Raw genomic sequence first — 13,786 nt, forward strand, 5'->3', positions numbered from 1 at the left:
ACCATGCTGGCACGCCAGGGAGCGCAACGGCCTAGGAGGAAGTGGCCAGCGTGAGGCGGTCGATGACGGCTTGGGCCCGCTGTCCGAGCAGCCTGTACTCGGCCTCGCGGGCGATCACCAGGGCGCGCCGCGCGTGAGCGTCGGCCTGGTCGCGGTGACCGAGGCACAGGTGTTCGGCGGCGAGTCCGATCAGCGCTTCCGTCTCGGGGTACCGGTCTCCGGTCGCGCGGGTGAGTGCCAGCGCCCGTTCGTGGTGTGCGATCGCGTCCCGATGCCGGCCGTCGTGGTGGGCGAGGGCGCCGAGGGTGTTCAGGACCTCGGCCTCGACCTTGCGTTCGCCGAGCTCGCGGGTCAACGCCAGGGCGGCTTGGCCGAGCTCCGCCGCCTCGGCGGTGGCGCCGCGGTCGCACCGCACGGCGGCCAGTACGCGCAAGATGATCGCCTGGTTTGTCCGGTCGCCGAGTTCCTGGTACAGGGTCTGCGCTTCGGTGAGGTGCTCCACCGCCTCGTCGAGGCGGCCCTGGGCGTGCAGGATCTCGCCCAGATCGGCGAGCACGGAGGCCTCACCCATCCGCGACCCGATCGCGCGGTTGATGGTCAACGCCGTGGCACAGCACTGGCTCGCCTCCAGCAGCTGTCCCAGCTGCAGGTAGGCGCGGCCGAGCGAGTGGAGGGTGATGGCCTCGCCGTGCTGCCACCCGTTCGTGCGGCACAGCTTCAGTCCTCGGTCGAGGTAGTCGACGGCGTGCCGCACCCGCCCCGAGTCCCGATAGATGACGCCCAGGTTGCCGATGGCAGCTATCTCGCACTGTGCCCATCCGGCCTGCTCCGCGAGGGGCAGCGCGGCTTCGTACCGCTCGATGGCCGGCTCGAGCCGGCCCTGCCGGTAGTGGGAGTCGGCGAGGCTGAGCTGTACGGCGGCCTGGGCGCGCAGGTTGCCGTCGGCCTGCGCGGCGGCCAGCGCGGCCTGGGCGGCGTGCTGCCAGTCAGCGATGTGCATGCCCAGCCAGAAGTACCCGCGCAGCGCGTCGGCCAGCAGCCACGCACCCGACCGGGGCCCGTGCTCGGCGGCGTGCCGGATCGCGGCGACGAGGTTGGCGCGTTCCGCGTCCAGCCAGGCGAGCGCGGCCGCCTCGTCGGCCATGGCGACCGGGGTCGGTACGTCGACGGCCGGCGCCGGCAACCGCATGATCTGTCCATACAGCAGGCGTGCCGCGCGGTCGGCGCTGTGCAGGTACCAGTCGTGCAGGCGGCGCAGCGCCACCTCACGGTCGGCCCCGGTGTCGTCGGCGCGGGCGCGGTCGGCCGCGTAGTGACGCAGCAGGTCGTGACCGGTGTACCGGCCCAGCACGGGCTGGTTCACCAGGTGCACGGTGACCAGCCGGTCGAGTTGGCGGCGGGCGTGCGCGGCGCTGGTGGCGGCCATCGCCGCGACCGCCTCGACCGTGACGTGCGGTCCGGGGACGAGGCCGAGCAGCCGGAAGACCCGCTGCGCGTCGGGGGGCAGCGTCCGGTACGACAGGTCGAAAGCGCGCCGTACCCCGCTCTGTTCGTCACCGTCGACGTCCAGTGCGGTCAGGCGGTCGCCGGCACGCAGCGCGGCAACGTAGGCGGCGATGCTCGTCCACGGGTGACTGGTGAGGTTGGCGGCCGCCACCCGCAACGCCAGCGGCAGGTGGGAGCAGATCCGGGCCAGCTCCGCCGTGGCGGCCGGCTCGGCGGCCACCCGGTCCGGTCCGAGGACCGCCTCCAGCAGGGTGTACGCCTCGACCGGGGTGAGCACGTCGAGGGTGAGGCTGCCGGCGCCGTCGCGGGCGAGCAGGCCGGTCAGCCGGTCGCGGCTGGTGACCAGCACCAGGCAGCCGGGACTGCCCGGCAACAGCGGGCGGACCTGATCGGCGCTGACGGCGTTGTCCAGCACCACCAGCACCCGCCGGTCGGCCAGCAGCGAACGGTACCGGCCGGCCGCGGTCTGCACGTCGGCCGGGATCCGTTCGGCCGGCTCGCCGAGCGAACGCAGCAGGTGTGCCAGCGCCTCCACCGCACGTACCGGCGCGTCGACCGAGAAGCCGCGCAGGTCGATGTAGAGCTGCCCGTCGGGGAAGTGGCTACGAACCCGGTGCCCCCAGTGCACGGCCAGGGCGGTCTTGCCGATCCCCGCCGTACCGGCGATGGCCGTGATGACCACCGCGTTGGCCGCCCGCCCGGTACGTCCCGGAAGCAGCTCGTCCAACCCGCGCAGATGGTCGTCCCGGCCGGTGAACCCGGACACCTGGGCGGGCAGCTGCGCGGGTGGCGCCGCTGCGGCACCGGAATCGCCGGCAACGGCGGGCGCCGCGGCCGGCGGGTCGACCGCGGGATCGTTGCGCAGGATCGCGACTTGCAGCTGCTGGAGCGGGCTGCCCGGCGCCAGGCCCATCTCGTCCGCGAGCCGGGTGCGCAGCCGGTCGTACGCGGCTAGGGCCTCCGACTGCCGGCCCGAACCGTGCAGGGCGAGCATGAGCTGGCCGACCAGGCGTTCCCGGAGCGGATACGCGGCGACCAGCTCGACGAGCTCACCCACCAGCTCGCGCTGCCTGCCGAGGCTCAGCTCCAGGTCGAAGCAGTCCTCGGCGGCGGCGAGCCGCTGCTCGTCCAGCCGCACCGCTGCCGCCTCGACGGCTCGGCCGGACAGGCCCAGCAGGGCAGGCCCGCGCCACAACCCGAGCGCGGACCGGAGCTCGGCGGCCGCCGCGGCGTGCTCGCCCCGACCGGCCAGCTCCAGAGCCTCGGCCACCTGGTCCGCGAACACCTGGGCATCCAGCTCCCCGGGACGCGGCACGATCCGGTAGCCGTAACCGTCGCTCACGATGCCGCCGGACAGCCCCCGGCGCAGGGCGGAGATGTCGTTTTGGATCTGGCGGCGGGCGGTCGCCGGCGGGCCGTCATCCCAGACCGCGTCCACCAGGTAGTCCAGCGGCACCACCTGGCCGGCGTTGGACAGCAACACCGCGAGCACCGTACGCCGGCGACCGGCCAGGGCGACTTCACGATCACCGTCGATCACCTTGAGCGGCCCCAGGACGAGAAACCTCACGCCGCCTCCCCTGGTCCCGGCCACGATACCTGCCGATGTCGATCATCGATGTGCAGGCCAAGGAGCCTTCCGCGTAACGGCCTGTGTCACCGTTGCCCCAAGTCGGCGCGGCAATGGGCGCACCGTCCGTCAGCCTCCCCACCGCATCCGAGGTGAGAAACAGTCGTCCCGTAACGGCTGGCGGGTCATTTCTGAAGATCCGACCGTTCTACGTGATCGGCTACACCCAGGCGGTGTCCGGGCGGCGCTTGGTCGGCGTATCCGGTGAACAGGTTGGAACGACGCCCGACTGAGCGAGCGGATGGGCTGTCACCGCCCGAACTTGTCCGCGGTATGACTGGTCGCGGGATGTGGCGGAGGAGAGCGCCGGCCGGACCTCTTAAGGAATGACCTCAGGTCGCGGTGTTCAGGGCGGTGGCGAGCCTGAAAGCGGTACCGGCGCCTTGTTCAGGTTGGCCAGCAGAAAATCGGGCTGGTCCCCTGGAAGAAGCGGAACAGGCCACCGTTGCGCCCAAACCGGTGGCGGCGTCGCCTGGGTTGGTGGATTCGGCGGCACCGTCACGGTCGAGGACGAGCAGCCGGCCATGCCAGGTGACCAGACGCCAGGCCACGTCGTGGTCGGGGCTGACGATGCGACCGGCCAGGCTGACGCCGTCGCGATGACGCGGTCCACATCGGAGTTCGGCAGCACCGTGCACGCCGGCCCGAGTGCCTCGACGTCGTGCGGCGCGGGGGCGTGGATGTCGTCACATCGCAGCGTATCGGTGACAGCAACGCACCATGTTCTGGATCGGCACCGGACATGCCGGCCAGGTCCGCGTTGCCGAAGGTGGGGTATCCCCCTCGTGAACCATCCGTCCCCGCGGCGTGGACGCGATCGCCCTCGCGCAGGAGTAGCCGCCGGATCAGAGATCGCGGTTGAGTGGTCCTGCGGCCAGGACTCCGATCCCGGGGTCCTGGCCACGCCGCACGCACCGGCGACGCAAAGGCCGCACCGTCCGGTGTGGACGGTGCGGCGCTTCATCCCAGGTCTGCCTCAGACGAACCTGAAGTTGAGGTCGTCGACGAGGACCGTGCCGCGGTAGGCGGAGATCTCGATGGTGAAGGTGCCGGCCGGCCGGAACAGGTTGAAGGTGCGAAGGAACCAGCTGTCGGCGTCCTCCAACGCTGTGTTGTTTACCGAGATGATCCGCCCGGTCGGCCCGCCCGCGCGGATCCGGAGAAAGACGATGACGGTGTCCTCCGTCTCGCCCGGGTGTGCCCACCGTCGCATCCAGAGCCGCCCCTGGATGGACGAGGTCACCGTGTCGGGAGTGATCGTGCGGAAGATCGTCGCGGTCGCGGGGGCGTCCGGATAGGCGTTCAGAAACGCGAGGTTGCTGCCGTTGAGGGCGTTAACTCTGTCCTCGCCCAGGAACACGTTGGTCAGGCCCGGTACCTCGGAGACGGTCCACCGGTCGTGCGGGTTGCCCTCGAAGCCGTCGTTGACCGGTAGCGGCACGGCGTGGGCCGGGCCAAACTGGCCGCCGTGAGGACGACGGCCGCGGTAGCGGCGGTGATCCAGCGGGCTCGCCCAAACCGTTGGCGCTGGAAGAGGTGTCGGAGCATGAAGGGACCCTTTCTAGCCGATCTGTCGGTTGCACCAGACAGTCACGTCGTCGAGGAAGATCTCGCCACGGGTCACCGAGATGTCCACGGTCAGGGTGGACGTCTGATAAGCGAACGAGGCGAACGCGGCGCGCCCCCAGTCGGTGTTCGTGAGGTCATAGGTGCTGCGGTCGATGTAGATCCCGTCCGAGGCTCCCGTGGACCGGATGCCCAGCCTGGCGCGGGGGGTGGTCTGCGTGCCGGGGACCTTGCGCACCCACGCCTCGGCGTAGCACCACACGGCGCCCCCGGTCGGCCGGTCCACGATCACCGGGCGGTGGATCCGCGCGGGCACCTCGAACGGCGCGTCGAACACCGCGGCGCCGGATCCCGTGCGGCGGTCTTTGTGATTGCCAAGCCAGACGAGGCTGTCGCCGGGTTGGTCCACGGTAGTCCAGAAGTCGTAGGGGTTGCCCTCGAAGCCGTCCGCGACGGAGGTCGCGGCCTGGGCCGGGCTGGCGACGGACACGCCGCCGCCCACCAGGGTCAGCACAGCCGCGGCGGCGACCCACCGGGTCCGGTTGGTTCGGTGACGTCGGAACATGCGGGCGTCCCTTCAGTGGAAGCCGATGCACTGGAAGAAGAGGTCGTCGAGCAGAGCCCTGCCGTGGTACGCGGTGATCTCGATGGTGAAGGTGCTCGACGGGTACCAGAACGTGCCGACGTTCCAGGCCTCCCAGCCGTCGGTGCGGTAGATGCTTGTCCCTCGCGACAAGGTGATCTGCCCGTTGGGACCGCCAGAGCGGAGCTTGAACTGCATCTCCACGGATTGCGGGTCCGGTCCCGGCACGTTCGGGACCCGGCGGGCCCACAGTTGCACCTGGCAGCTGGACGGTATGGGCTGGGTGATGTCGGGGGTCACCGTGCGGTAGATCCCCGCCGTTGAGGGCACCAACGGCCCGGCGTTCAGGCTTGCCACCTTCGTGGGGGTTCGGGCGCGTGCGTCGTTGCCCAGTCTCACCGAGGTCTGGCCCGGGACGACCACCGGGATCCACCGGTCGTTCGGGCTGCCTTCGAAGCCTTCCGAGAAGGGGAACGGCTCGGCGTATGCCGGGGTGGCAGCCACGACTAGACCCGCGCCGGCGACGGCCAGCGCGACGGCGACGGCGGCCCATCGGGGCGGCCCGGTCCGTCGGTGTCGGAGCATGTCAGTACGTTCCTTTCTAGTGGATTTGGCGGATGCACCAGACGGCTACGTCGTCGACCAGGACGGTGCCCGATCGTGCGGAGATGTCGATGGTCAGCGGGCCCGACTGGTAGGCGAAGCTCGCGAACGCCGCCCGCCCGTACGATTGCTCGTGATCCTTGGTGAGCTCGTAGGTGGAGCCGTGGATGCGCAAGCCGTCCGGACCACCCGCCCGAATCGCCAGGGTCACACGCACGTTTTCCGGCCGCGGCAGCCCGATGTTCGACCTCATCAGCCAGGCCTCGCCGTAGCACCACGCCGGGCCACCGCCCGGACGGTCCAGGCTCACCGTGCGGTGGATCCGCGCGGAGTGCTCGGAGGGTGGATATGCTTCCAGCCAGGCGATCTTGTGTCCGGTCCGGGCGCGCTGGTGGTTTGTCAGCTCGACGATGCTGTAGCCCTGGCGCTCATCCTCGATCCACCGGTCGTAGGGGTTGCCCTCGAAACTGTCCATGATGGACGTCGCGGCTTGCGCCGGGGTGGCGATCGACAGGCTGGCGCCCACCACAGTCAGGGCCGCCACGGCGGCAACACCCCATCGGGTCACGGTTCGTTGGCGTTTGAACATGCGACGTAGCCTCGCAGCGCCCGTTCACCGATCCTGCACGCAAACTGCACTGCCGCCCGCGGCCGCGCTGCCCGTCCATACCAGGAAGGCAAACCGACACCAGAGCCCGGCGGATCACGTTGGACGATGAACCGATCGATGCGGTTCGCGTGAACCGCCCCGGCCACGATGCATGGCGAACCCGCACGAGGAGTCCGCGACGTGGCGAGCACGGCTCCTCCCTCTGTTCTATCCCTCGAGGAGGACGAGATGACCATTCAGGCCCTTGACACCCGACCGCCGGGTTGGCGGCGATGGCTCCGTGGTGCCGCCGTCGTACCGGCGGTGGCAATCGGCCTGGTCGGGCCCGCCATAGGGTCGCCGGCCCTGGCCTCGGCTCAGGCGACGGCGCCCGATCCGTACGCGGTCTGCCTGCCGATGCCCTGCATGCCGGTCCCGAATGCTGCGGTAACCGGCACGGTCGTCTGGGATCAGAACGTCAACAACTTCCAGGCGACCAACAGCCGCCTGCCGTTGGTCACCGTCCTTTTCACCCAGCTCGACAATGGTGTCGTGATCGAGACGCGTCCTTTCCGCGTCCTGCGCGGAGAGACGTTGTCCGGTAGCACCAGGGTCGGCCCGACCACCGACACAATGCGCATCTCGCTGTGCCCCAGCGCGAGCGAAGCGCCGCAGCCCAACTGCGCGAGCGTCGTCGCCGCGCGCTGACACAACGCTCAATCCGGACGAGGAAGGCCAGCCGGGCCGCCGCCAGCCCGGCCGGGCCTTTCACCGTGCCCTGCGATGCGAGCAGCGTGCAGATTCGATGAAAACGCCCGCCTACGCACGAAATCGCCCACGAACTCGCGCGGTGGCCGCCTTGCCAACGGCTCTGGGTTGTCGCTTGCCTCCTATCCGTCGAGGGCTCCGAGAGAAAATCCCCTGCGTGCCTGCGCGAGCGCGGGCTCCTGCCCGGTTCCTGGTCCCGAGTGGAGGGTCGCGGGGCTTCTTCGCTTTGCTCTCGGTTGCGAGTTGAGCTGCGTGGGCAAGGTCGATCACGGTGGCCGGTTCCTTGGATGAGGTGCTGGCAAATGGGTCCGATGAACGCGGCGATGCAGGATCGATGAACGCCTCCCCCGACACTGAGCGCACCACAATGTCGAAGGGGGCATCCGTGTCTGATCAACCATTGCGACCCGGCCGAGTCCGCCGGCTCGTTCCCTGGCTCGCCGCCGTCCTGGTCGCTGTCGCCGGCACGCTCGCGGTCGCCACACCGAGCCACGCGGCGACCAGCTGCGCCGTCGCCTATCACCCCGTCTTCTTCAAGGACCGCAACGGCGTCGAGTTGCTGCCGTTCCAGGCCAGCGTCGACGTCACGAACACCGGCAACCAGCGCACCACGGGCTGGAAGGTACGGCTCGTATACAACCCCGACGAGTACACGGTCAACCAGGTCTGGAACACCACACAGCTCAAGGACGAGCCCCGCCTGACGTTCGGCAGCGTCGCATGGAACGCCGCCCTCAATCCAGGCGGCACGACCAACTTCGGGTTCATCGCCACCCGGACCTCGCTCGCGCTCAGCGGGATACCGACCTCCGCCATCTGCACGGCGTTCTGAGCCTCAGAGCACAACCACCCCGGCGCCGTCGACCCGCTCGGCCGGGGCGATACGCGATGAAGTCCAGGCGTGGCTCGATCGCTAGATCTCGCCGAGTTGGTCGACACTGGAGGCTGCTGGCTGACCGAGCAGAAGCTGACCGCCTGCAAGCGCGGCCCAAGCCGGGCCTGGTTCGCGCTGCGCCGTTCGCGGCGCCGTCGCGGTCGCTGCGGCCGAAGCGGGTGGGCCCGGACGGCCCGGCAGCGGCTTGCGCCGGCAGGGTTTTGTTTGACGCGGTGCTGACGTATCTGGTCGACGGGCGCGTGACGGACGGGATCGTCCGGCGCAGGCGGCTGCTCGGGGTGAGTACGGCCGTGGCCGCCGACGAGCTCGGCAGCGGCTCGCACGTGCTGGCTTTCGACACGGTGCCGTTCGCACTGTGGGTCGCCGCGACCAGGCAGGTCAGGGCTACACATCCAAGATCATGTCATCGTCTAAGGAAACCGTTGCTCTATCCCCTGAGCCACGAGGGCGCGGCACCCCCGGGGTGCCTTCCAGCGCTCACCATCCAGCACCAGGGAGCCCCGACGGTCCCCCACCAGCACGCCACCGACACCCGACCACACGGGCTCCGCCGCCGCGCACGAGTGCCAGCGTATTGCCATCTATCCCCGACGGTTACCGACGGTGCCCATCGCATCTGCTCGCACACGGGATATAGGTGAACTCCACCGACGCGAGCGCGGTGCCGCTGATGCGAAATTGGCGCCGCGGCGCAGGCCGTTTGAAACAAGCTGTAGTCCCATCTCAACGGAGCGGGTATGTCTCCCAGTTCTACGCCGATCCTTTTCCTGCCCGGCTCCTGGCATGGCGCCTGGTGCTGGAGCGAGGTCATCGCCGACCTCGCGCCGTACGGCCGTCCGGCTCTGGCGGTTGACCTGGCCGGGCACGGGTTGCGTGCCCGTCGGCCCGCGTGCCTGACCGTCCGTCCGTTCGACGCGGCGAAGCTGGCGACCGAGGTCTCGCCAGTAGCCACTGTGGACCTCGACCAAGCGGCCGATCTGCTGGCTTCCCAGGTGAAACAGCTCGGGCGTGGCGGCCCGGTCACGGTGGTGGCTCACAGCATGGGCGGCCACGTCCTGACCCGGGTGGCGCAGCAGGTTCCCGAGTTGGTGGCGCACGCCGTGTACATCGCCGCGGTCATGCCCGCCTCGGGCAGTCCGGCCGACCCGTACTTCGTTCGGCCGGAGAACGCCGGCGCGTTGGTCCTGTCCGCGCTTCGCGGCGATCCCGACGTGACCGGGGCGTTGCGGCTCGACCTCGCCTCGGGTGAATCAGACCGCCGTCGTCACGCTCGACGCCTCACACGCGCCGTTCCTCTCCATGCCGGGCGAAGTAGCGAAGATTGTAGGAAAACTGGGCTGAGGGATGCGGGGTATACGCTGGCGGTCGTCATTCGCGGCGCGAAAGGCGGTCTTGATTGCAATCGACATCGGCGCTCGGTTGCCTCGGGTTGGCGTGGATGGTGTGCGGTGCCTGGCTGCTGATCAGAACACGACGGCTCCGTGCCCGCTGGATACAGGTTCCCGGCGTGGTCACTGGTCTGGTGCGGAGTCGTGACCCGGACAGCCCTTCGGTCAGGCCGATCTTCCGCTTCACGACCCTCGAAGGCCATCCGGTCGAGGTCACGTCGAAGTATGGTGAGACCAACCCTCCTCAGCCCGGAGCTCGCGTCACCATCCTCTACGCCCCCGAAGATTCGGGACGTGCCGTCATCAACTCCAGCGGTCAGCGCGGTTCCACGATGGGATGGACCTTCACAGCGCTCGGTCTTTTCCTCGTGACCCTCGGCGCGCTCTCGGCCCTCAACGTCCTCTGACCCCGGCGCTTGGCAATTCTGCGAGCAGACGAGCCCGGTTCGCTCCCTGGTTCGCCGCCGGTCACGGCTGGCGGTGGCGAACGGCGAGACGGTCATCGCGGGGGCCAACAGACGTGGACCAACGCGATGACCGTGCTCGGATGTGTAGACCGCCCAGTGCTATCGCTGCCTCGTCGGCCGGATGACGAGCTCGTTGACGTCGACGCCGGCCGGCTGTCCGATCGCGTACGAGATGGCCTCGGCGATGGTGTCGGCCGGGATGGTGGCGGCCCGGTAGGTGCGCATCAGCTCTTTGGCGCCCGGCTCGGTGATGGTGTCGGCCAGCTCGGACTCAACGACTCCCGGCGAGATCGTGGTGACCCGGATGCTCGGGTCGACCTCGAGCCGCAGGCCCTCGGTGATCGCCCAAGCGGCGTACTTCGTGGCACAGTAGACGGCCGCGGTCGGGGAAACCTGGTGGGCGCCGACGGACGCGATGGTGACGAAGTGGCCGCTGCCCTGCCGCTGAAAGTGCGGAAGCGTGGCGGCGATGCCGTGCAGCAGGCCGCGGACGTTGACATCGATCATCCGGTTCCACTCGTCGACCAGCAACGAATCCAGCCGGGACAACGGCATGACGCCGGCGTTGTTGACAATCACATCGACCTGCCCGCGCTCACGGACGGCGACGTCGACGAACTCGGCGACGTCGTCGGCGTTGGTGACGTCCAGGGCGCGCGTGTCGACACTGCCACCGGCGTCGCGGATGACCGCCGTGAGCGAGTCGAGCCGGTCTTTGCGGCGTGCGCCAAGGACGACATGGTGTCCCTCACGAGCGAGCCGCACCGCGGTGGCGTATCCGATGCCGCTGCTCGCACCGGTCACCAGGACGACCTTCGAGGGATTGTGGTTGGTCATTGCGTTCCTTTCGGACTGGGCGGGTTGCTCTGCCTGCGGCAGGCGCGGTGAAGCCGTCGCAGGGGGAAAACGTGGCCTGCGGCTACGGGTTGTGCGGGTGACGCGGTCGGCGGGCTGTGCTTCAGCGGCGGTGCGGTCGCTCCGACCGGTGCGCGACCTGGGCAGCCTCGCCCGCGGTGAGGCTGCCCAGTAGGGACAGCGCCTGCTCCGAAGGGCTGCCCGGCTCGGCCTCGTAGACGACGAGCTGCTGACCCGGGGCACCGTTTACCGTCAGTGCCTCGTAGCTCAGGACCAGGTCACCGACCAGCGGATGGTGGAACCTCTTGGTTTCGTGGGTCTTCTGCCGGATGTCGTGGCGGGCCCACAGCTTGCGGAAGTGCTCGCTCTTGAGGGACAGCTCGCCCACGGTCTCGATCAGCCGCGGATCGTCGTGGTCGAGCCCCGCCGCCGCGCGAAGGCCGGCGACGGTATTTGCCGCCGCCCGCTCCCAGTCCGGGTAGAACTCCCGCGCGCCCGGATCGAGAAACACGAGCCGTACGAGGTCGCCGCTGTAGCGGTGGCCGTCGAACAGGGCCGCACCGAGTGGGTTGTGCGCCAGCACCGTCAGGTAGCGCCCCAGCACGAGGGCAGGCGTGTGCGGCCAGGCCTGCATCATGCGCACCAAGGTCGGGCTCACTTGCTCTCGGCGTGCGACCGGACGGCGCCGGCGCGGCGTCTGACGCGCCAGCTGATGCATGTACGCGGTCGCCGCCTCCTCCAGGTGGAGTGCACGGGCCAGCGCGTCGACGACCTGAGCCGACGGGTGCCGCTCCCGGCCCTGCTCCAGACGCACGTAGTAGTCGGTGCTCACACCCGCCAGCATCGCCACCTCGTCGCGGCGCAGGCCTGGCACCCGGCGCAACCCGACGGTCGGCAGATCCACATCCTCCGGCCGCACGAGCTCGCGGCGCGCCCGCAGAAACCGCCCGAGCTGGTCTTCCCGATCCATGCCTTCGACACTATGCCGGACCTGGCTGGGAAGGGTGGCCGCGCTACTCCCACCCTCTCCGGCCGCTGTCGACTGAGTCTTCACGACCGGCGCGCGCGCCGGTCGTGGGGTGCGTGGGTGAGACCGTGCCGATGCGGTGCAGCCACTCGTCGAGCAGGGCGCGCTCCCGGTCGGTGAGGATCGTGGCCTCGTCGAGGTGGGCTTGCAGCGAGACCGCCGCGTTGACAAGACCGTTGGATGCGACCGCGGCGGCGGTCTCGGTGGTGATGGTGGCGAGGATCGACTCGCGGGCCATTGTGGACAGTCTCAGGTCGCGTTTCTCCGGTGGCGTGGCGATGAGCGTGAGCGTCACGCCTTTGCCGGCGGAGTGGATGAGCTGAGCCGCCTGCTCCTCGGTGACGCGGAGCCGTCCGGCCTGTGCGATGCGGTGCACCCGATCGGCGAGGATGGCCGCGGCTTGTGCCGCCGCCGGAGGTTGGTGGCCGGGGCGCACGTCGCCGAAAATGAGCGTGTAGAAGGCCGGCTGGGCCAGGCCGAACTCGACGTGGAGGTCCCATCCGGCGCGCAGGTTGTCGACCGGATCGGCGCTGTCGTCCAACGCGGCTTTTTCGGACAGGTAGCTGGCGAGGCCGAAGCCACCGACGGCGTCGAGCAGGCCTTGCATGTCGCCGAAGAGCCGGTAGATGGCTGGTGCCTGCACCTGGGCCGCGGCACAGACGGTGCGGGTGGAGACGGCGTCACGTCCGCCTTCGGCGAGAAGCGTCGCCGTGGCCTCGATGATGCGCTCGCGTGGGGCCTTGGCGGACATGGCCGTAATCTACCTCCGTTCAGCGTGGTTGGACTTCGACGCGCAGGATGCGGTCGTCGCCGGGCCGGCCGTCGGTGCCGCCCCAGGTGGCGCGGTCGGTGTTGGAGGTAACCAGCCAGAGCGCTCCGTCGGGGGCGACCTCGACGGTTCGGATGCGTCCGTAGTCGCCCTCGAAATGCTCGACGGCGTTTCCGTTCGCGGCGTTGCCGGCGACCGGTAGCTGCCACAGGCGTTGACCGCCGAGTGCGCCGATCCAGAGTGAGCCGGCGGCGTAGGCGGCGCCTGAGGGTGAGGCGTCGTCGGGATGGACGGTGAAGATGGGTGGTTGTCCGGTGTCGCCTTGCACGCCCTCGGTTTCCGGCCAGCCGTAGTCTTGGCCCGCCTGGAGGACGTTGACCTCGTCCCAGGTGCGGTGGCCCAGTTCGGTGGCGTACGCCGTGCCGTCGGGTCCGAAGGCGATCCCCTGGACGTTGCGATGCCCGGAGGAGTAGATCGGGGAATTGGGCCTAGGGTTGTCCGGCGGGATGCTCCCGTCCGGCCGGATCCGCAGGATCTTGCCGTTGAGCGTGTCGTCGGCCGCGGCGTTCTGCGGTTCGAACGCGTCGCCGGTGCCGATCCACAGGTTGCCGTCCGGGCCGATCTTGATGCGTCCGCCGTGGTGGCGGTCGGCCGTCTGGATGCCGTCGAGCAGCACCCGTACGCGCCGCAGCGACCGGAAGTCCTCGGCGATGCGCAGGGCGACGATGGCGTTCTCCCGCGCCCCCGAGACCGAGGCGTAAACGGTGCGGTCGGTGGCGAAGTCCGGTGAGGCGACGATGCCGAGCAGGCCGCCCTCGGAGGTGGCCACGACACCGGGCACCACGCCGACGGTCTGCGGGGTGCCGCCGCCCGCGGGTATGCGGACGATGTCACCGGTGATCCGTTGGGACACCAGCGCCGATCGGTCGGGCAGGAAGGTCAGCCCCCAGGGAGCGGCGAGGCCGGTGGTGATTTCGGTGGGTTCGCCGAGCGTCGAGGCCGGGCCGCCACTGCCCGTGGCGGCCGGCTGCGCGCCGGCAGGGTTGGTGATCGGTTGTCGGTCGGTCGAGCATGCCGTCAGGACGAGCACGGCGATCATGCTCGCACCCGTCGCGGCGCGTCGAAACGGTCGATGTGACA

General features: G+C 69.8%; 13 protein-coding genes. 4 read left to right on the forward strand and 9 right to left on the reverse strand.

Annotation, left to right across the window (positions count from 1 at the left end; genetic code table 11):
• Positions 1 to 31: 31 nt before the first annotated feature.
• From AC5L36_RS12140 to AC5L36_RS12160, 5 genes are all read right to left on the reverse strand, one after another.
• Positions 32 to 3,076 carry an AfsR/SARP family transcriptional regulator gene (locus tag AC5L36_RS12140; RefSeq protein WP_441215552.1) on the reverse strand — a complete coding sequence of 1,015 codons (3,045 nt, stop codon included), beginning with the start codon at positions 3,074 to 3,076 and terminating at the stop codon, positions 32 to 34.
• A gap of 1,036 nt (positions 3,077 to 4,112) precedes the next feature.
• Positions 4,113 to 4,577 carry a hypothetical protein gene (locus tag AC5L36_RS12145; protein WP_441215553.1) on the reverse strand — a complete coding sequence of 155 codons (465 nt, stop codon included), beginning with the start codon at positions 4,575 to 4,577 and terminating at the stop codon, positions 4,113 to 4,115.
• A gap of 120 nt (positions 4,578 to 4,697) precedes the next feature.
• A complete protein-coding gene (locus AC5L36_RS12150; protein WP_441215554.1) occupies positions 4,698 to 5,267 on the reverse strand; it encodes a hypothetical protein in 570 nt (189 codons plus the stop codon).
• 12 nt (positions 5,268 to 5,279) lie between these two features.
• Positions 5,280 to 5,870: a hypothetical protein gene (locus tag AC5L36_RS12155; protein ID WP_441215555.1), complete on the reverse strand. Its 591-nt coding sequence runs from the start codon at positions 5,868 to 5,870 to the stop codon at positions 5,280 to 5,282.
• 16 nt (positions 5,871 to 5,886) lie between these two features.
• On the reverse strand, positions 5,887 to 6,477 hold the full coding sequence (locus tag AC5L36_RS12160) for a hypothetical protein (protein WP_441215556.1): 591 nt from the start codon (positions 6,475 to 6,477) through the stop codon (positions 5,887 to 5,889).
• A 249-nt stretch (positions 6,478 to 6,726) separates the two neighbouring features.
• Between AC5L36_RS12160 and AC5L36_RS12165 the strand changes: the two genes are divergently transcribed.
• The 4 genes from AC5L36_RS12165 to AC5L36_RS12180 all read left to right on the forward strand — a co-directional run bounded on the left by AC5L36_RS12165 (position 6,727) and on the right by AC5L36_RS12180 (position 9,935).
• Positions 6,727 to 7,185 (forward strand): hypothetical protein, encoded by a 459-nt coding sequence (locus AC5L36_RS12165; RefSeq protein ID WP_441215557.1) that lies wholly within the window; start codon positions 6,727 to 6,729, stop codon positions 7,183 to 7,185.
• Between the two features lie 445 nt (positions 7,186 to 7,630).
• Positions 7,631 to 8,077, forward strand: coding sequence for a cellulose binding domain-containing protein (locus AC5L36_RS12170; protein ID WP_441215558.1), 447 nt, complete (start codon positions 7,631 to 7,633; stop codon positions 8,075 to 8,077).
• Between the two features lie 800 nt (positions 8,078 to 8,877).
• Positions 8,878 to 9,603: an alpha/beta fold hydrolase gene (locus AC5L36_RS12175; RefSeq protein ID WP_441215559.1), complete on the forward strand. Its 726-nt coding sequence runs from the start codon at positions 8,878 to 8,880 to the stop codon at positions 9,601 to 9,603.
• Between the two features lie 44 nt (positions 9,604 to 9,647).
• On the forward strand, positions 9,648 to 9,935 hold the full coding sequence (locus AC5L36_RS12180) for a DUF3592 domain-containing protein (protein WP_441215560.1): 288 nt from the start codon (positions 9,648 to 9,650) through the stop codon (positions 9,933 to 9,935).
• A 159-nt stretch (positions 9,936 to 10,094) separates the two neighbouring features.
• Here the strand turns inward: AC5L36_RS12180 and AC5L36_RS12185 are convergent, their stop codons facing one another.
• The 4 genes from AC5L36_RS12185 to AC5L36_RS12200 all read right to left on the reverse strand — a co-directional run bounded on the left by AC5L36_RS12185 (position 10,095) and on the right by AC5L36_RS12200 (position 13,745).
• Positions 10,095 to 10,832 (reverse strand): SDR family oxidoreductase, encoded by a 738-nt coding sequence (locus AC5L36_RS12185; protein ID WP_441215561.1) that lies wholly within the window; start codon positions 10,830 to 10,832, stop codon positions 10,095 to 10,097.
• Positions 10,833 to 10,953: 121 nt separating this feature from the next.
• Entirely contained in the window at positions 10,954 to 11,820 is an 867-nt protein-coding gene (locus AC5L36_RS12190; protein WP_441215562.1) for a helix-turn-helix domain-containing protein, read from the reverse strand.
• Positions 11,821 to 11,863: 43 nt separating this feature from the next.
• Positions 11,864 to 12,628, reverse strand: coding sequence for a TetR/AcrR family transcriptional regulator (locus AC5L36_RS12195; RefSeq protein ID WP_441215563.1), 765 nt, complete (start codon positions 12,626 to 12,628; stop codon positions 11,864 to 11,866).
• 19 nt (positions 12,629 to 12,647) lie between these two features.
• Positions 12,648 to 13,745 carry a PQQ-dependent sugar dehydrogenase gene (locus AC5L36_RS12200; RefSeq protein ID WP_441215564.1) on the reverse strand — a complete coding sequence of 366 codons (1,098 nt, stop codon included), beginning with the start codon at positions 13,743 to 13,745 and terminating at the stop codon, positions 12,648 to 12,650.
• Positions 13,746 to 13,786: the final 41 nt, after the last annotated feature.

It is taken from the genome of Phytohabitans sp. LZ39 (genome assembly GCF_059359075.1).